Origin of the sequence: Dyella nitratireducens (assembly GCF_014642835.1) — a bacterium.
GTDB classification, from domain to species: domain Bacteria; phylum Pseudomonadota; class Gammaproteobacteria; order Xanthomonadales; family Rhodanobacteraceae; genus Dyella_B; species Dyella_B nitratireducens.
Window position 1 is genome coordinate 1,138,838 of record NZ_BMJA01000002.1, and the last position, 17,835, is coordinate 1,156,672.

At 58.9% G+C, this 17,835-nt stretch carries 16 protein-coding genes; 12 read left to right on the forward strand and 4 right to left on the reverse strand.

The features are described 5' to 3' along the window. Nucleotides 1-12 precede the first annotated feature (12 nt). From IEX75_RS15850 to IEX75_RS15865, 4 genes are all read left to right on the forward strand, one after another. Nucleotides 13-513: a DUF4142 domain-containing protein gene (locus IEX75_RS15850; RefSeq protein WP_188795345.1), complete on the forward strand. Its 501-nt coding sequence runs from the start codon at nucleotides 13-15 to the stop codon at nucleotides 511-513. Between the two features lie 264 nt (nucleotides 514-777). After that, the gene (locus IEX75_RS15855; protein WP_229720904.1) at nucleotides 778-1,902 is read left to right on the forward strand and encodes a DUF2235 domain-containing protein; all 1,125 of its coding nucleotides are present in this window, start codon (nucleotides 778-780) and stop codon (nucleotides 1,900-1,902) included. Nucleotides 1,903-1,952: 50 nt separating this feature from the next. Then, complete coding sequence (locus tag IEX75_RS15860) at nucleotides 1,953-2,558, forward strand: hypothetical protein (protein WP_188795349.1); 606 nt, start codon at nucleotides 1,953-1,955, stop codon at nucleotides 2,556-2,558. 3 nt (nucleotides 2,559-2,561) lie between these two features. Next, entirely contained in the window at nucleotides 2,562-3,473 is a 912-nt protein-coding gene (locus IEX75_RS15865) for a hypothetical protein (RefSeq protein ID WP_188795351.1), read from the forward strand. A gap of 380 nt (nucleotides 3,474-3,853) precedes the next feature. Here the strand turns inward: IEX75_RS15865 and IEX75_RS15870 are convergent, their stop codons facing one another. Beyond that, on the reverse strand, nucleotides 3,854-4,747 hold the full coding sequence (locus IEX75_RS15870) for a LysR family transcriptional regulator (RefSeq protein WP_188795353.1): 894 nt from the start codon (nucleotides 4,745-4,747) through the stop codon (nucleotides 3,854-3,856). A gap of 104 nt (nucleotides 4,748-4,851) precedes the next feature. Between IEX75_RS15870 and IEX75_RS15875 the strand changes: the two genes are divergently transcribed. Further along, nucleotides 4,852-5,592: an SDR family NAD(P)-dependent oxidoreductase gene (locus tag IEX75_RS15875; RefSeq protein WP_188795355.1), complete on the forward strand. Its 741-nt coding sequence runs from the start codon at nucleotides 4,852-4,854 to the stop codon at nucleotides 5,590-5,592. 21 nt (nucleotides 5,593-5,613) lie between these two features. On the opposite strand, the gene IEX75_RS15880 is transcribed toward IEX75_RS15875, so the two are convergent. Then, a complete protein-coding gene (locus tag IEX75_RS15880; protein WP_188795357.1) occupies nucleotides 5,614-6,162 on the reverse strand; it encodes a hypothetical protein in 549 nt (182 codons plus the stop codon). On the opposite strand from IEX75_RS15880, the gene IEX75_RS15885 reads away from it, so the two are divergent. From IEX75_RS15885 to IEX75_RS15915, 7 genes are all read left to right on the forward strand, one after another. Then, the gene (locus IEX75_RS15885) at nucleotides 6,155-6,367 is read left to right on the forward strand and encodes a hypothetical protein (RefSeq protein WP_188795359.1); all 213 of its coding nucleotides are present in this window, start codon (nucleotides 6,155-6,157) and stop codon (nucleotides 6,365-6,367) included. The genes IEX75_RS15880 and IEX75_RS15885 overlap by 8 nt on opposite strands. A 247-nt stretch (nucleotides 6,368-6,614) precedes the next feature. Next, the gene (locus IEX75_RS15890) at nucleotides 6,615-7,370 is read left to right on the forward strand and encodes a c-type cytochrome (RefSeq protein WP_229720874.1); all 756 of its coding nucleotides are present in this window, start codon (nucleotides 6,615-6,617) and stop codon (nucleotides 7,368-7,370) included. 56 nt (nucleotides 7,371-7,426) lie between these two features. Then, nucleotides 7,427-8,644, forward strand: coding sequence for a cytochrome c (locus IEX75_RS15895; protein ID WP_229720875.1), 1,218 nt, complete (start codon nucleotides 7,427-7,429; stop codon nucleotides 8,642-8,644). A gap of 14 nt (nucleotides 8,645-8,658) precedes the next feature. Then, on the forward strand, nucleotides 8,659-8,832 hold the full coding sequence (locus tag IEX75_RS15900) for a hypothetical protein (protein ID WP_188795363.1): 174 nt from the start codon (nucleotides 8,659-8,661) through the stop codon (nucleotides 8,830-8,832). Nucleotides 8,833-8,843: 11 nt separating this feature from the next. Then, nucleotides 8,844-9,413 (forward strand): cupredoxin domain-containing protein, encoded by a 570-nt coding sequence (locus IEX75_RS15905; RefSeq protein WP_229720876.1) that lies wholly within the window; start codon nucleotides 8,844-8,846, stop codon nucleotides 9,411-9,413. A gap of 10 nt (nucleotides 9,414-9,423) precedes the next feature. Then, nucleotides 9,424-11,022 (forward strand): cbb3-type cytochrome c oxidase subunit I, encoded by a 1,599-nt coding sequence (locus tag IEX75_RS15910; RefSeq protein WP_229720877.1) that lies wholly within the window; start codon nucleotides 9,424-9,426, stop codon nucleotides 11,020-11,022. Beyond that, entirely contained in the window at nucleotides 11,019-11,825 is an 807-nt protein-coding gene (locus tag IEX75_RS15915) for a c-type cytochrome (RefSeq protein WP_188795366.1), read from the forward strand. Before IEX75_RS15910 ends, IEX75_RS15915 begins: the two co-directional genes overlap by 4 nt. Before the next feature lie 95 nt (nucleotides 11,826-11,920). Here the strand turns inward: IEX75_RS15915 and IEX75_RS15920 are convergent, their stop codons facing one another. Next, complete coding sequence (locus IEX75_RS15920; RefSeq protein ID WP_188795368.1) at nucleotides 11,921-14,320, reverse strand: GH92 family glycosyl hydrolase; 2,400 nt, start codon at nucleotides 14,318-14,320, stop codon at nucleotides 11,921-11,923. Between the two features lie 296 nt (nucleotides 14,321-14,616). Continuing rightward, nucleotides 14,617-17,808 (reverse strand): TonB-dependent receptor, encoded by a 3,192-nt coding sequence (locus tag IEX75_RS15925; protein WP_188795370.1) that lies wholly within the window; start codon nucleotides 17,806-17,808, stop codon nucleotides 14,617-14,619. Between the last annotated feature and the right edge of the window lie 27 nt (nucleotides 17,809-17,835).

The window sequence follows — 17,835 nt, forward strand, 5'->3', positions numbered from 1 at the left end:
CTGGAGGTCACCATGAAGCAGCATCTTTCAACCTTGCTCATTGCCGTTGCCGCGGGTGCATTGCCGCTGATGGCGCACGCCGCCGATACCGTTTCCGCTGCCGACAAGGCATTCGTTGCCATGGTGAGCCAGGGCGGCATGTTCGAGGTGCAATTGGGCCAGCTCGCGGCAACGCAGGGCAGCACGCAGGACATCAAGGACCAGGGCACGACGGAGGCGCATGATCATCAGCTCGTCGGCGACAAGCTGAGCTCCATCGCCAAGACTGCCGGCATTCCCGTTGCCGATTCGCTCAATGCCGGATTCCAGAAGAAGCTGGATGATCTCAAAGCCTTGTCCGGCCTCACATTCGATATGGCCTATTTGCGCAGCATGGACGATATCCATCACAAGGACGGTGCGGCGTTTGCCAAGGAAGCCGCGTCTGGCACGAATACCGATCTGCGCGCCTTCGCCGCTGAAACGCATCGGATCGTCGTGCGCCATTTGGGTGAGCTGGGCGCCAAGCCCTAAACCTGGTTGGTTGTAAAACATACAAAACCGCGGTGGTGCCGGCCGGTATAAGCCGCGCACCACTGCTGGCATTTTTTGTGCAAATGCCCCTTGTTAATGCTTGCGCATCAGCTCGTCACGCCCGATTAACAGCGGTTTTACCGCTTGACTGATACAGCAGCGGCCACGACTCATTTGACGGCATGGATCATCTGACAGTCGTGATGGGCGGCAGGGGACCGCGACTCTGATATAGGCATTCCCGCATGGGCACCTTGGTTGTTCATGCGCCTGATGGCGCTGCTGTCTTTTCAGGCCGAAACGTCCATGAAACGAATCGTTCTCGCTTGTGATGGAACATGGAACACGCCAGATCAGCGTGACAAAGAAGAACGCGAGCGCTTATGGGCCTACGTTTTACGGCAAGTGCGAGCGTTGAGAGCAGGAGAAAAGCTCGATGGCTTCCGTCCCGGAAAACGCAAACCCACCAATGTCGTCAAACTGATCCGGGCGGTGCTTCCCTGTGATGCCGCCGGAGTCGTTCAAATATCGTTTTACGACAAAGGCGTCGGGACGCATTGGGGCATTTCAAAATGGGTCGAAGGGGCGACCGGCTATGGCGTTTCTCGCAACATCATCGAGACGTATCAATTTCTGTGTCTCAACTATCAAGCGGGTGACGAGATATTTATCTTCGGATTCAGCCGCGGCGCGTTTACCGCGCGCAGTCTGGTCGCCCTGCTCACGAAGGTAGGCGTGCTTCCCAAGGCACATATTTTCTACAGCCCGGAAGCGTACAAGCTTTATCGCACGCAAGCCGATGCCGCGGAATTTCGAAAAGAACATGAGTGCCTGGACGTCACCATCCGTTTCCTGGGGGTTTTCGATACCGTCGGTGCGCTGGGTATTCCCGTCGGCGTACTCAACATTTTCACTCGCCGCCTCTATCGTTTTCATGACGTCAGCCTGTCGCCCATCGTTGAACACGCTTTCCACGCGCTTGCCTTGGATGAACGCCGCAAACAGTTCGCACCGACATTGTGGGACCCGGATCAGCGTGTTCCCGTCGAGCGTATGGAGCAGGTCTGGTATGCGGGAGTCCATTCCAATATCGGAGGCGGCTATGATCCTGACGGCTTGGCCAATATTCCGCTTCATTCGATGAAGAACCGCGCCCAATCGCTCAAGTTGGCGTTTGATGAAGCATTTCTTGCGAATTACAAGCCGAATCCTGCCGGAGAGATGCGCCAGTCTCGAAAGGGCATCTATCGGCTGACAAGAAAGTTGTGTCGCCCTGTTCTGAAGACGCCACATGGCAACGAGCGCATCCATGAAACCGTTGGGGAGCGCGAGGATCGCGCCGTCCCATCTTATAAACCGCAAAATCCCGGTTACAGGAGGCCATCATGAGCACGATCGAGGCTGCGAATGGAATGGTTGACTACACGCGTGACGGTGGTTTGTATTTTGCGTTCGTCGAATCGATCGACGAGCTAAACGGTGACGCGCTGAAAGAGCGTGACGACATGCCGGACTATTGGCGCAATATTCTTGACAGGCGCGATGACGATTCTCTGCAATTCCCCACGCATGGCATTTGGCTGGATTGCGTGAGGTATGACTATTTTTCAAGCATCACATGGCGGGGCGATGTCTGCAGGCGAAACGAGGACGAGGATGCCGTACTGCGCCGCAAGCAACTGATCGAGCTGGATGCCAACCAATTTGCCGTGATATTGCTGCTCATGAATCATGCGGATGGATCCCGGGCGCTTGAGTCATTCCAGGAAGGATCCTGGCATGAAATCCAATTGAGGCAGTTGCATGGATTGCCCGTTGTGGCCGCGTCGGATTTCGATGTCGCCGCGGTACAAGCTTGCCGCCTTGAATGGCGATACGAAGTTGAGAGGCAACAGCGGGATGTTCTGCATAACGTATTCAATTTGGAATTCCTTCCCGATGCGCGATGGGGCGGGCGCGGCGGTGAGCCGTGGCGGCCGCTTTCCTTGCCGCCTTCGAAAGATATGGGTCTGTACGACCTGCCTTATCACATGTTGAAGGGGTGACATATGGAAGAGAAAACAGCGCTTTCCTCGACGGATGTCGCAAGCACCATCACGGCGACGGCCGACACCGCGACATTGCAGCTCATCCCTGCGACCGTTACGGAGATCAAAGGTGTACGCGTGTTCGATGTCGGGCAGGGCGACTGCATCGGCCTGCGCGATCAAAATGATGAGGTGTGCTGCTACGTCGACTACGGTGGCAATGAATATCATCCGGATCAAAGCAATCCATCTCGTACTGCAAGCCGTCTTCCCGTGCAGGCTGGTTCGCACTACGTTCCCGTCATTTTGACCCATTGGGATAAAGACCACTACTGGTCGGCGAACAAGAAAAATCCGGCGGCACAGAAATGCGAATGGCTGGTGCCCCGTCAGCTGGTTTCACCGCAGGCAACCCGTTTTGCGGCGAAACTTGCCAATGCCAAATGCTGGCCGGAGTCGATAGGCGATCAAGCGGTGTCGTTTGCCGTGGGAACGGATGACGAAGTCGAGATACGCAAGTGCGCCACGTTCCCGGCAAATGCTCAAAAGGAAGATCGAAACCATTCCGGATTGGCGATCAACCTGAAGCGCCAGCCTTCGGGTGGCACAGCGACGCACATGCTTTTGCCGGGTGACTGCGCGTTCGATCGCATCCCCAACTTGCCTGCCAAGCTTTCGCTACGTGCCATTGTCGCTTACCACCATGGCGCTTCGACCGATTGGTGTGCCGCGACGGAGCAAACGCTTGCGAACGCATATTCCCCGTATGTCATGGCGTATTCATACGGAACGCATTCGCCCGGAAAGAAGAATCACTACGGCCATCCAAATCGGTCGAACTATCAGAGTTGCCATCCGAATTGGGATATCGGTGCAATCATCACGGAAGATATAAGGGCGAAAGGTCTGAACTCGTCGGATTTGGACTGGTGATGATGAGTAGGGTCGATCCTTTAAGGCAAAAGATGCTCGGTCCCTGAGGTATCCCTACGTTTTCTGCTGGATGATCTGAACTAAATCAGCAAGCTAGCCAAGGTTTATTAAATGACCTCACCGTCATTCCGGCGAAGGCCGGAATCCAGTTCAAATACGCTGTGCGAAGCACTCAACATAAAAAAAATATCGTGTGCTTCGCACGTCATTTTTTAACTGGATTCCGGCGTTCGCCGGAATGACGGTGAGGTAAAAATGCCAAGTATTGGCCGCGAGAAAAACCCTTCCTTGAATAGCTCGAAAAACGTGGGGAAACCTCAGGGCCCAGCCCGCCCTCTTGTCGCTTTCTCCAGGCGACATTGAAATGCCCCGCGCCGCTATCACTCAATACGTCGCGGAAGCGCCGCGGCAAAAAAGTCAGTCACCTGACGCACACGTACCGGTACAAAACGGCGCTTGGGCCAAATAAGGCTGACGTCTCTCACATCACCTATAAATTCGTCGAGAATCGTGACCACGTCCGGATGCCGGAGCTCGGCGGCAAGCGAGGCCTTGGTAAACAGGCCAATGCCGACACCCGCCAGCACACCAGCACGGATCGCCTCGACACTGTTGGACGAAAGCGTGCCGTGAACGGCTACGTTGAATGGACCTTCTGGCCCTATAAACGGCCAATTGGCCAACTCCGGCATGCCGCCGTAGACGAGGCAGTTGTGATCAACGAGCTCGGCGGGCGTCTTCGGCATACCATGTTGCGCGAAATAGCGACGGGAGCCGACGCAAACGAGGGGCGTGCCGGCCACGCGCCTGACAACGGCATCGAGTTCGTTGACGGCGCCCACACGAATCGTCAGATCGATCCGGTCTTCCACCATGTCCCGCGCGGAGTCCGAAAGAACAAGATCTATCTGCAGGCCTGGATGGTGCGATAACAAGTCCGGTATGAGCGGAAGAACGTGCAGCCGCCCGAACGTCGAGGGGGCAGCGATTCTGACCAGGCCTGACACACCGAGCGTGCTGCTTGCCAGTTCGCCATCGGCCTCATCCATCTCGTCCATCAATGGCTTGGTCCGGTCGTAATATCGCTGCCCCTGATCCGTCAGCGTCACGCTGCGTGTGCTTCGGTTGAACAGCGCTACGCCGAGACGCTTTTCCAGCGAACCGATGGCCTTGCTGATAGCGGACTGGGAATCGCCGGTTCGGCGCGCCGCGGCGGAGAAACCACCGGCCTCCACCACGGCGATGAAGGCGCTCAGCTCCTGAAAGCGATCCATCGTATTCCTCCGGAGAATCAATCTTATGAGAAATACGCTAATTATCATCCGCAGGAGCGGCAATTACGATCTTCGCCTCATTCACCAACTGGCAGAAGATTTCCATGTCCACCCTCGCAGGCAAGATTGCCGTCATCAGCGGCGGAACAACCGGTATTGGTTTGGCGATTGCCCAGCGGTTTGTCGCTGAAGGCGCTTATGTTTTTATCTTCGGCCGCCGCCAGGCGCAGCTCGATGAAGCGGCCCAATTGATCGGGCGCAACGTCACCGCGATCCAGGCGGATGCTGCAAATCTCGATGACCTCGACCGTGTCGCGGCAGCGGTGAAGAAAGAAAAGGACATGGTCGACATCATCGTATCGAACGCGGGCTTCACGGAGCAGGCCGCGATTGATTCGCTCACGCCCGAGCATTTCGATAAAACTTTCAATCTGATGGCCCGCGGCCCCGTCTTTCTGGTGCAAAAACTGCTGCCGCTAATGAAACAGGGTGGCTCGATCATCCTGGTCGGTTCGGCCATGCATGTCATGGGTATTCCCGGCCATACCGCGTACGCGGCGACCAAGGCTGCGCTTCGTTCCTATGCACGCACCTGGGCGGCCGAATTCAAGAATCGCGGCATCCGCGTCAACACGCTGAGTCCGGGCGTCACCGACACCCCGATTCTCGATGCCCAGTCGGCGCCACGTGATGAACTGATAGCGATGTACCAAACCATGATCCCGATCGGCCGCCTCGCTCGTGCCGAAGAGGTTGCCAGTGCTGCGCTGTTCCTGGCGTCCGACCAGAGCTCCTACATGACGGGTGCGGATCTGATGAACGACGGTGGCGTTGGCCAGGTTTGAGATTCCAAGCTTACGGTCGATTCAAAGAAACTTGGCAAACTTGTCGATCGGACGAACCTTCAAGGCGTCCATATCCCAGGCAAGCAGACGCGCAATGGCCAAGGTGTCGTGGTTGATTTGCCGGCGATGGGCTGAGAACGGCCGCTGCATCCGGTTCCACCATTGGGACTGAGCTTGCAGCTCGAACACGATCACCGTTGCCGCCAGGTGGGTGAGGTCGGCGGTCAAATCAAGATAAATCGCTGCATGCGCGATCGCGATCAAACGGTCGCGCGTCACCAGCTGGTTCACGCGATCGTCGATGGAAAAACAGTTCGAGTCGCGAAGATCGCCTGACTCGAGCATCGCGTGATAGAGCAGGGCACCCAGAACACGTTCGATGCGTCGGGCCAAACGGTGCTCGGGTGGTTCCCGTTCAATCGCGTTCTCTTCGAAGGTGGGCGTTTGAACTCCCCACGATCCGCCTGGATGAGCACCCAGCCTTCGCGTGTTGCCCCTGATGGGCCGAAACGGCACCACATTGCTTGGGGTGCTGTCCTCGGATTTGGCCAGGGATTTTGGGGTGGTCATTGCGCTTTCCAGTCAATCGGGCGTGCTCGTCAACGCCCCTGAAAAAGCTATCGGCCACGGATCAGGTCTCTTGAATGCGGGACTGCGCTGTAAGCCGCCACACCATCACACGTTGATCCATGGCATGTTCGATTTCTACATTGACCGGCGCTGCACAAGCTGGGTAAAAGCTGGTTCGCAGGAGCGTTATGGGGCATGGCATTGATCTGGATCAAGTGCTGATTTTGGCGCTGAGCTACATTGTCGCGAGCAGCGCCGAGGGGGGAGGGCGGACGTGCGGCTGAAAAGCGAACGGCTGGCGTTTCCCGGCCCGATTTAAACGGTCCTCTTTGCCTTATGTGTCTAGGATGAGCCACCTTGCGACAGCATCCTGATGTTCGTATATTTCCCGCCGGACGATTTCGCTGTTGGCGTTGGCCTGGCCCATTCACCATACGCGTGGAGTTGCTTCCATGAAGAAGGTCGACTGTCATCACAGCGATTTTCTTGGGACGTTTCGCAACGTCGCCGTGTTCATGGCGCTCATCTTGCTTTCCGCGGTGACCGGTCAACTGCACGCGCAGACCCAGAATTCGGTAACGGCATCCGATTCGACCGCAACACGTGTCATGGCTTGCACCGCCTGCCATGGCGAGCGCGGGCAGGGCAGCGGGGACGATTACTTTCCCCGCCTTGCAGGCAAGCCAACCGGATATTTGTATAACCAGTTGGTCGCCTTTCGGGATGGCCAGCGCAAATATCCGCCCATGAATTATTTGCTCGCCTATTTGCCGGATAGTTATTTGCGGGAAATGGCCGACTACTTTGCCGCGCAACTGACGCCTTTCCCGGCGTTGCCCAAACCCAACGTGGCGCCGCAAGTGCTGGCTTTGGGGAAGAGGCTGGTGTTGCAGGGTGACGACACACGGCATATCCCGGCATGCATTGCTTGCCACGGTGCATCGTTGACCGGTGTGTCGCCCGATATTCCTGGCTTGCTCGGTTTGCACAGCAAATACATCAGCGCCCAGCTCGGGGCGTCGCGTTATGGGACGCGAATCGCAAACAAATCCAACTGCATGCAGCCGCTGACGGCTCGGCTGTCAGAGGCAGACATCACGGCAGTCTCCGCCTATTTATCGTCGCTCCCTGCACCCGCGAATCCCGCTCCGGCCCCTGCCGGTTCGCTGAAGTTGGCGCTCACCTGCGAAGGCTCCGAAACGAAATGAACAAGCCATCGCCATCTGAAGAATGCCGTAGACCATGGGCGATCGCCTCGCGGTCGATGCTTTGTCTTGCATTCGGCGTATTTGCCTTGGTTCAAGGCGTGCGAGGCCAGGACGCGTCCATCATTGCAAAGGGCGAGTACCTGGCGCGGGCAGGGGATTGCATTGCATGCCACAGCAATCCGGGTGACAAGCCCTTTGCAGGTGGCCGCGCGATGGAAACGCCATTCGGCACGCTCTATTCGCCGAACATTTCGCCTGATGCTGCGACGGGCCTTGGCGCCTGGAGCGCGGACGAGTTCTACACGATGATGCATACGGGGCGAACGCGGTCGGGAGCGCTGCTTTACCCGGCCATGCCGTATGCCTCCTACACCAAGGTAACGCGTGCCGACTCGGATGCGATTTTTGCTTACTTGAAGTCGGTTCCACCGGTACACCTGCAAAATCGGGAACAGGACCTGCGGTTCCCCTACAACAATCGCAACCTGCTGCTCGGTTGGCGCACCCTTTATTTTCATGAGGGTGAATATCAACCCGACTCTTCGAAATCGAGCGAATGGAACCGCGGTGCGTATCTGGTCGAGGGGCTCGGGCACTGTTCGATGTGCCATACCGCCATCAATGCATTGGGCGGCAGTTCGAAATCGGAAGCGTTTCAAGGCGGGTTGATTCCGATGCAGCAGTGGTATGCACCGTCCTTGACCTCCAATCGTGAAGCAGGGCTTGGCGACTGGAGCATCAAAGATATTTCCGATCTCCTGCAGGCTGGCGTGTCGGCGCGGGGAGCGGTCTACGGCCCGATGGCCGAAGTGGTCTACAACAGTCTTCAATACCTATCAGACGCTGACATCCACGCCATGGCGATCTACTTGAAGGCCTTGCCGTCTACCGGTGATACCACGCCGCCCAACGAGGTGCAGACGCAGGACAAGCTCCGTCTCTTTCCGCTGGGCAAGAAGATCTACGCAGCCCAATGCGCGATGTGCCATGGAACGAACGGCGAAGGCAAAGGCTGGGATTTCCCGCCGCTTGCCGCCAATCAGTCGATTCAAATGGCGTCGTCCGTCAACCCGATCCGCATGGTTCTCAATGGCGGCTACCCGCCGGGCACGCTGCGCAATCCAAGGCCCTATGGCATGCCGCCTTTCGCGCAACAACTGTCCGACGAAGAAGTCGCCGCTGTCGTGACCTACATTCGCACGGCTTGGAATAACCACGGAGCCGCCATCACGGCTCAAGATGTCAATGCGTTGCGTTCGGCTCCGCTGAACTAAAAGGGGCGTAGGCCATGAGTGGACATGATGATCAACGCGTACGCCACGAAGACGAGCGTGTCGAGGAAATCGTCCGCGCCGGACCGCGCGGCGCCCTGATCGTTACCGGCATTGCCGTGGCCATCGTCATAGCGCTGTGGTTCCTGTTCTATTTCCTGGTCTTTCTTCCCCGCGGCGTCATTCATTAAAAGGACTGGTCGTGGCCGAAACATTTTCCGCCAAATCAAACGATACGGCTGCGCTGGCCGCGCGGCTCGAAAAGCGATGGGCTTTCATGATGGTCAGCATCATGGCCCTGCTCGTTGGGGTCATGATTTTCACCGGTCTGCATTGGGCCATGATGCCGCCGTCGCGCGTCGAAACCATCAATCCCTCGACGCTGCATGTGTCGGGCGAATTCGTCGAGAGCAACCTCGGTAGCGCCGTTGAAGCGGATGGATCGATCACCGTGAGAATCATCGGCCAGCAATACTCGTTCACGCCGCAGTGCATCGTCGTGCCAGCCAAGACACCCATCACGTTTCGGGTGACCAGTGCCGACGTGATCCACGGCATGCTCATTACCGGTACAAACATCAATTCGATGGTCGAGCCCGGCTACATTTCCACATTCAAGACCGAGTTTGAACAAACTGGTGATCACTTGATGCCTTGCCATGAGTATTGCGGGGTCGGTCACGAGGCCATGTGGGCAAATGTGAGGGTGGTCGACAAAGACGCGTTTTCGAAAATGGCCGCCAAGGCAGGGAGACTGACTTGTGATCTCTAACAGACGTCTTATGCTCGCCCATTTCTGGTTGGCGTTTGCGGTATTCGGCCTTGCCGTTCTCCTTGGCGAGTGGCAGATGTTCATCCGCAGTCCGTTGCACGGCTGGCTGCACAATCCCGATCTTTACTACCGCTCGGTCACCGCACATGGCACCGTGATGGGGTACGTCTTTCCGACACTCGTTGCCATGGGTTTCGGTTACGCCATCTGCGAGTTGTCTCTCGGCCAGCCGTTGATCGGCCGGCGCTGGGCGTGGGCGGGATACATCATGATCATCGTCGGTTCCGTGGCGGCGGTGGTGCCTGTGGCGATGGGGCTCGACTCGGTGCTTTACACCTTCTATCCGCCGATGATCGGCAATGCCTTCTATTACATCGGTGTCGTGCTGGTGGTGGTTGGATCATGGGTCTGGGTCGTGCTCATGGGCATCAATCTGAATGCGTGGAAACGCGCTCATCCCAGTGCGCCCGTTCCGCTGCCGATGTTTGCGAACGTTGCGGCCGCTTATCTGTGGGGCTGGACGGCGGTCGGTGCGGCCCTGGAGTTGTTGTTCCAGATACTTCCTGTCGCGCTGGGTTTTACCAACACCATCAATGCCGGGCTGTCGCGCGTGCTGTTTTCCTGGACCCTGCATGCCATCGTCTATTTCTGGCTGATGCCTGCCTACATCGCTTTTTACACGATCGTGCCGCGCGCCATCGGTGGCCGTCTGTACAGCGACACCATGGCCCGCATTTCGTTTGCATTGTTCCTGGTGTTTTCGATGCCGATCGGCATTCACCATTTATTTGCCGATCCGCAAGTCGGCTCGGGTTTCAAATTCGTCCATTCGGTGTTTACCGCCATGGTGGCGGTTCCCACGCTGCTGACCGTATTCACGATCTGCGCCTCAGTGGAAATTGCTGCGCGCCTGCGTGGCGGGAAGGGCGTATTTGGTTGGCTCAAGGCACTGCCATGGGACAACCCGCAGATGCTCGCGCTGGCTTTTTCGTTCGTGATGCTGGGTTTCGGCGGCGCGGGTGGCTTGATCAACATGAGTTATCAGTTGGACTCGACCGTGCACAACACCCAGTGGGTGACCGGCCATTTTCACCTGATCTTCGGCGGCGCGATCGTGATCATGTATTTCGCCATCGCCTATGATCTCTGGCCGCACCTGACAGGGCGGGCAATGCAGCATTTAGGCCTTATCCGCACGCAGCTGTGGCTGTGGTTCATCGGCATGATCGTCACGACGTTTCCATGGCATTACGTGGGCATTCTCGGCATGCCGCGGCGCATGGCCTACTTCGACTACACGGGTATGTCTGCCGAAGCGGTCTCGGTCATCATGTCGACCGTCGGCGGTGCATTGCTGGTCGTTTCGGCGATCCTGTTCCTGGTCATTCTTTATCGCAACCATTCCGGAAGCCGGGCCGAGATCGCGCCATTCACCTTCAGCCGGGCGATTCATGAGCCCACCTCGCTGCCGTTGGCGTTGAACGGCCTGGGGCTTTGGGTTGGGTTGATGATGGCGCTGACGATCACCAACTACGGCTATCCGATCGCCAGACTCATCGGCTTGCACGATGCCCAGGTTCCCGCGGTGTTCATAGGAGCGAAGCGATGAACGATCATCGTCCACGCCTGATATCGCTCCGAAACCCCTGGTTTACGGCGAGCGCCGGGGCCGTTCTCATCCTGTTCCTGTTTACGGTGTTCGTGGGATTCGTCTGGCTTCCTTCCGCTCAAAACGATGCCTTGTTCAAAGGGCTGTTGAATGCGATTTGCAGTGCCGCAGGCGTACCCAGGGCCTGGTTGAGCGAGGCGAGTCCGCCGGTTCAACCCAAGGCGCCTGTTTCCAGCGTGGTGCTGACGCCCGACATGCTTGGCGGGCCATCCTCGGGTGGTTCCGTCGGCCGAGGCGCCACCTTGGCATTGCGTTGCACGATGTGTCACGGCGCCCGCGGCGTGAGTGCGGCGAATACCCCCAATCTGGCCGGGCAATACGAAGCTTCGATATACAAGGAGCTTCGCGATTTTCAGAGCGGTGCGCGCACAAGCGCGGTCATGGCGCCAATGGTTGTCGGACTCGGCGACCAGGATCTGCGCGATTTATCGGCTTATTACGCCTCTCTGCCACGCGGCGATGTATCGGCTGCGCAACAGGCGCATGCCATGCCCAACATCGTTGCCACGGGATCACCCATGCGGAACATCGCTCCGTGCGGCTCCTGCCATGGTGACATGGCGATCAAGCTGGGCGCGCCATGGCTTGGCCCGCAACCGCACGACTATCTGAAATCCCAACTCGAAGCCTTTGCAAACGATCGCCGCCACAACGACATCAGTGCTCAGATGCGAAATATCGCGCGTAACATGACGGCGGATGAAATCAACGCATCCGCGAGCTATTACGCAGGAAGCAAATAAGCGTCACGCGATGTGTTGCCAAAGATCGGATTTGCGGTGTGGGCATACGCATGATCAAGTGGTATTGCCGTCACTCAACGTGGAGCCCCCGGTGATCACGGTTGATGCTCGGACATCGAAGGCGGCGCATCACGCGGATCGGCGCCCCAGGCCTTGTTTGGCTCCGATCCCATGGTGAGTACCAAGGTGCCGCCGTTCGCGATGTCGGCATGGCTGAACCACGGTTTGGTCCACGGCTTGCCATTGAGCGCGGCGGACTGGATGTACATGTTCTGAGCTGAGTTGTTGCGTGCAACGATCTCCAACACCTTGCCGTTGCCCATGTGCAGGCGGACCCGGTCGAAGATCGGGCTGCCGAGGATGTAGTCAGGGCTGGAAGGATCGACCGGATAGAAACCCATCGCGCTGAGCACATACCAGGACGAGGTGGAGCCCTGGTCGTCCATGCCGGGAAAGCCGTAGCCGCTGGCGTCGCTGCCGTACAGCTCGTCGAGGATGCGGCGTATCAGCGCCTGTGTCTTCCAGGGTTGGCCGCTCCAGGCGTAGAGATAGGCGGCCTGCTGGTCCGGCTGATTGCCTTGCACGTATTCGCCAATCATGCCGGTGCAGTCGCGGCAGATGCCCTTGGCCTGGTAGGGCGTGGAGAAGAAGGCGTCGAGCTTGGCGTTGAACGCGTCGCGCCCGCCGAGCAGATCGATCAAGCCCTGCACGTCGTGCGGCACCAGCCACAGCGTGGACCAGCCCGAGGCTTCCTTCATCATGAAGTTGTAGTACGGCTCGCCCGGATCGAACGGCGCAATCCACTTGCCATCGGCGGTGCGGCCGCGAACGAAGCCTACCGACGGATCAAACACGTTGCGGTAGTTCGCGGCGCGGCGCAGGAACATCTGCGCATCGTCCGTCTTGCCGAGCCGGCGGGCGATATCAGCCAGCGCATGGTCGTCCCAGGCGTATTCGAGCGTGGTGGCGGCGCCTGCCTTGCCCCCAGCGTAGGGTGGGCTGGGGCTTCCCGGCGGAACGACATCGGAAATCCAGCCGTTCTTCATGTACTCAGCCAAGTAGCCGCGCGGCCCATTAGGGTCGATCGCGTTTTTACGTAAATACGGATAGACGGCCGCATAGTCGAAGGGGACGCCGCGCTGCCATGCGCCGTCGTAGAGAAATGCGGCATGGTCGCCGTGGAACGAGGTGTCCATGTAGCCGCGTTCGCGCGCCCGGTCCAGTTCGGAACGCATGATGTCCTGCACGACCTGCGGTTCGAGCAGCATCAGCAACACGATCTGGTTACGGCCGGTATCCCAGAAAGGCACCGGCCCGTAGTGGTCGTAGTCGGCGGTCTGGACGTGGCCGCTCGCATCGGTGAAGCGCTCGCCCTTGCGCGCAACCAGCCGTGGGCTGGCGAAGGAGTGGTACAGCGTCGAATAGAACAGCATGCGCTGCTTGGGTGTGCCGCCAGTCACTTCGACGCGGTCGAGCAGTTTTGCCCAGGCAGCGCGCGCCTGGGTGTGCACACGCTCGAAATCCCAGTTCGGGTCCTCGCTGTGCAATCGCTGTTCGGCTTCATCAGCACTGTGGCCATGGGCGACCCTCACCAGCACCTGTTCGCCTGCCTGCGTGTCGAAGGTGACGTAGGCACCTGCGTAACTGCCGGATACGGTGCGCCGGCCGGCCTGCACGTCCTGGTCACCGAGACCCCAGCCCGGGGTGTCGTGGTTCGCGCGGAAGGTGCCGAAGCTGGCGAACGGCCGCGAGAATTCGGCGACGAACCAGGGACTGTCCGAATCGTTCTTCGAATGTCCGCTCGCGGCGACGCCGCGAATGGTGCGATCGTCGACGACCTCCACATCGCCGCCTGCGCGGCGCAGGTTGATGATGACGTTCGAGCGATGGCTGGCTGGAAAGGTGAAGCGCATCAAGCTGGTCCACTGCGTCGCCGTCAATTCGACACGCGTGTGGAACGTGGCGAGATCGACGGCGTAGTAGCCGGGCGATGCCTTCTCGCTCGCTTTGTCGTAATACGACGGCGCATAGTCGGGCGGCATGGTCCAGTCGCCCACCACCGGCATGATCATCGGTCCGCCGCGGCCGCCGTAGGTAGAGCCACCGCCACCGGTAAAACCGATCATCGTCGGACGGCCGTAGTAGTAGGGCGTGGCGACGCCGGCGGGATAGCTGAGATCGATGTTGACGTTGACCGGTGCGGTTTCGGTTGCGCTTTGCGGCAGGCTCGCGGCCGGCGAGGTCATGCCTGGATACAGCAGTTCGCCCGGTGGCGGTGCGTTGCCGATCAGCGCTTGCTTATCCAGCGGTGCGGTGCCGACCAGCGGGTTGGCTTCATCGACGGCCGATAACGCGGGTGGCGTTGCGTGGTTGTTCTGGGCGTGGCCAGTGCCGATGCTTCCGAGTGCGGAGATAGCCAGTGTGATGGTTAGAGCAGCACGTCGGTTGTGGATCGATGGGGTGTGACGGTGAAGGCGTGCGAGAGATGTATGCATAGTTTCCTCTGCTGCGGAGATGGCAAGCAGTGATGTTCCGAACTTATGCTGTGCCTATAGGCATGGTCTTGCCTGACGTCATTCCGGCGAAGGCCGGAATCCATCGCCAGTACGAAGCATGGATTCCGGCCTTCGCCGGAATGACGGTGAGGTACTACGAAACTTCCCCGGACAACGGTGGGCCTTCGCCGGGATGACGAACCCGCTCTGCAATGGCATCGACGCGAGCCTAAAGTTCGTAGCGTTGGCCATGCCCCTCCCCTGCAAGCAGGGGAGGGAATAATGCTCGTCATCTTTCAACCGCCATCTCCAAACTTGTACGTGACACCCAGGTAATACTGGCGCCCTGCATATTCGAGCTGGTACAGCCGCTGCGAGGTATCGCTGCCCAGATACTCGCGAGACGTGGAGCGTGTCAGGTTGATGACCGACGCGGTCACCATCAGGTGCTTGGTGAACTCGTAGTCGCCGTTGAGATCGATCTGGTTGTAAGGCTGCATATATTCGGGCAGACCGGAGACCAGCCCTTCCATGGTCCGGCCCGTCCAGTTGCTCGTGGCGCGCAGCAGGAGCCCGTTTTTTTCATAGAACAACGACACGTTCGCCGCGAACTTGGCGCTGCCGATCAGTTCCGATTTTCCGACCTGCGTGTCGCCGAGCGAAACAGCGGTTTCGTTGGTCTTGTTGAGCGTGTAGTTGGCGATGTAGCCGAAGCCCATGTCGAAGGTGTGCTGCGTGTAGAGCTCCACGCCGCGGGAGACGCCCGAGCGGCCGTTGGCATTGGTGCTGTACGACATGAACGGTGTCGGCGTGCCGTTGACGTCCACAGTGGTGTTGTTGATGGTGACCGGCACCACGAAGTTCTTCACCGTCTTTTGGAACAGATCCACGCCGACCACCGACTCCGGTGCGTAATACCACTCGCCGGCCAGATCGAACTGCGTGGCTGTGAAAGGTTTGAGATTGATATTGGCACCGCTGCCATACCAGCCCGGCAACGCCGCACCGAACTGCTTGCGGTCGTTGTAGTAAGCCTGGGTGTCGTCGGTGAGGCTGCCCAATTCGGCCAGGTCGGTGTAGTTGGCGCGCGCCATCGCCTGCGAGCCGGCGACGCGCAGCACGATGTCATGCGGAAGGGTCCAGGCAAAGTTGAAGCTGGGAAGCGCCTTGTTGTACCGCTTGCGCATGGAGGCATTGGTAAAGGACTCCACCACCGCCTGATCCTGCGGGAGATATTCGAAATCGCCCGGCGCGCACGGCCCGCCCGCAATGTTCACGCCGGTGGTCGGGCAGATCAGGATGGCACCCTGCGGCGAGTGGTAATACACCGCATTGTTGGTGGTGATCAGGTCGGCGACGGTGAGGTTTTGCAGCGTGCTGACAAAGCGCAGGCCGACATTGCCGCGTACCGAACCCGTGTCGATGTTCGCCTGGACGTAGGCCGCCGAGATCTGTTCGCTGATGGCGGATCGATCTTCGGGATGAGGGTAGACCACCCGGTCGTAGGTCTGGTTGAGGTAGTTGTAATAGGCCGGGAAATTGATCGCCGGGAAGATGTTGTCGTTGAACGCCAACGTGTGGCCGTTGAGCAGGTAAGGCTCCAGGAAGTTCGCCGGCAAATTGCCGGCATTCGGATCGCAGGTCTGGAACTGCTGCGTGGTGCCGGGGCAGTACCAGCGGATCTCGTAGTTTTCCTGCTCGGCATGGTTGTCGCGGTACTTCAGGCCGAACTGCAGCGATTGCATCCAGCTGGAATCGAAGGCCCACGTAAAGTCGACCTGGGCGAAGTTCTGCGAGTTTTGCGTATCGATGTAATTGGAGCCGGTGGAACCGAGATCCACCTGGCCCTGGCCGGCCAGCATGTTCTGCAGCGTATTGGGCGAAGCGGTGAGGGTCGGCGTGCCGCTCAAGGTCCACTGGCTTAGCTGGCTGCCGTCCACCCACTGCCCATTGACGAAATTGCGCGGCTTGGCCGCCATGCCCAATTCCACCGACGGACCACCCGTGGCCCAGGTGCGGCCGACGTTGAACGTGGCACTGAGGTTGCCTTCGCCTTCCCACTCGCCTTCGAGGTTGACGGATTGCGAGAGCGCCTTTTCGATGGAGTAGTTGCCCGTTATCCACGGTGTCTGCGAAGAGCAGACATCCACGGCCTGGCGTTGCGCGCCGGTGACGGGGTTCGTCAGCGAGTTGCATCCCTGGCCCGGGTTCGGAAGGACGTAGCGGGCACCGGTAACGATCGTGTGCGACGGATCGAACGTCAGTCCATTGGGCGCGAGCAGATTGCCTTGCTGGTCCGCATAACTGCCGGTAGGCAGGCCCCACTCGGGAATTTCCACCGTATTTTCGATCTGGTCCTGCTGCCGTTGGAAGCGGAAATAGTTGCCGGTCAGCAGGAAATTCTGCGTGGGCTTGAACTGCATGGTGGCCTGGTAGCCCTTGGTCTTCAGATCCAGACTGTTTCTGCTGGTGCTGAATTGCTGCGGCATCCAGTAGCCCGAATAGCTGTTGCCAGCCTGGTCGGTCACTCCGCCACCGGGCCACAGGTTGAGGTTGGGTTCCACGGAACTGCCGAACTGCTGGCCATGCACGTTCACCGGCGGCTGCGTGCAGGTGGCAAAGCTGGTGCAGTTGTTGGACCACCAGTGCCAGTTCGATGCATTGGCAAGGTCGTCGACATCTTTGCGCTCCTGATACGAACCGGCGACCAGTACACCGAAGGTTTGAGCCTTGTTTTTCCATGACCACAAGCCTGAAACCTGCGGCGTGACCTTGCTGTTGCTGTCGGAGCCCGCGCCATTCACGGAAATAAAGCCGTCATTGGCAGCCATTTCCAGCGGGCGGCGCGTGTGCAGATCCACCACGCCGCCGATGCCGCCTTCATCCAGCCGCGCTTCCAGACTCTTGTAGAGCTTGATGTTCGAAAACATGTTGGCCGGGAACAACGTGTAGTTGAACGAGCGCGACAGCCCATCGGAGGTATCGGCCGAGGCCACGTAATTGCCGTTCAATTCGGTCAACGTAAGCTCAGGCGCCAGGCCGCGGATGCTGACGGTCTTTCCTTCGCCGGCATCGCGGCTGATCACCACGCCGGGAACATGTGCGAGGGCGTCGGCGATGTTCTTGGCGGGAAACTGCGCGATGTTCTGCGCGTTGATGACTTCGACGACAGCGTTGGAATCGCGCTTCTCCTGCATGTTCTCGTCGATCGACTGGCGAAAGCTCGAGACGACGACTGTCTGCAGGGTCGTGGGGTTGGTGGCTTTGCCGGTTTTTTCCTCATCGGCCTTTTTCTCGGCCTTCTTCACCTTGGCGCTATCGGATGTTTGTGCCGGCGACGGTGCGGGTGTTGCCGTGGACGAAGGTGAAGATGTTTGCGCGGCAAAGGCGACGGCAGGCATTCCCAGGCCGCCTCCCAACGACAAGGTCGCCAAGGCGAGCGCGGCGTACAACGGCTTGCGTGTAAACACGTGTGACAGGTAAGTCATTCCGTAATTCCCCTTTCTGGTTTGCGC

Coding starts and splice junctions, on each gene's coding strand:
- IEX75_RS15850 (WP_188795345.1), top strand. CDS start 13: ATGAAGCAGCATCTTTCAACCTTGCTCATTGCCGTTGCCGCGGGTGCA.
- IEX75_RS15855 (WP_229720904.1), top strand. CDS start 778: ATGCGCCTGATGGCGCTGCTGTCTTTTCAGGCCGAAACGTCCATGAAA.
- IEX75_RS15865 (WP_188795351.1), top strand. CDS start 2,562: ATGGAAGAGAAAACAGCGCTTTCCTCGACGGATGTCGCAAGCACCATC.
- IEX75_RS15870 (WP_188795353.1), bottom strand. CDS start 4,747: ATGGATCGCTTTCAGGAGCTGAGCGCCTTCATCGCCGTGGTGGAGGCC.
- IEX75_RS15875 (WP_188795355.1), top strand. CDS start 4,852: ATGTCCACCCTCGCAGGCAAGATTGCCGTCATCAGCGGCGGAACAACC.
- IEX75_RS15880 (WP_188795357.1), bottom strand. CDS start 6,162: ATGACCACCCCAAAATCCCTGGCCAAATCCGAGGACAGCACCCCAAGC.
- IEX75_RS15890 (WP_229720874.1), top strand. CDS start 6,615: ATGAAGAAGGTCGACTGTCATCACAGCGATTTTCTTGGGACGTTTCGC.
- IEX75_RS15895 (WP_229720875.1), top strand. CDS start 7,427: ATGCTTTGTCTTGCATTCGGCGTATTTGCCTTGGTTCAAGGCGTGCGA.
- IEX75_RS15900 (WP_188795363.1), top strand. CDS start 8,659: ATGAGTGGACATGATGATCAACGCGTACGCCACGAAGACGAGCGTGTC.
- IEX75_RS15910 (WP_229720877.1), top strand. CDS start 9,424: ATGCTCGCCCATTTCTGGTTGGCGTTTGCGGTATTCGGCCTTGCCGTT.
- IEX75_RS15915 (WP_188795366.1), top strand. CDS start 11,019: ATGAACGATCATCGTCCACGCCTGATATCGCTCCGAAACCCCTGGTTT.
- IEX75_RS15920 (WP_188795368.1), bottom strand. CDS start 14,320: ATGCATACATCTCTCGCACGCCTTCACCGTCACACCCCATCGATCCAC.
- IEX75_RS15925 (WP_188795370.1), bottom strand. CDS start 17,808: ATGACTTACCTGTCACACGTGTTTACACGCAAGCCGTTGTACGCCGCG.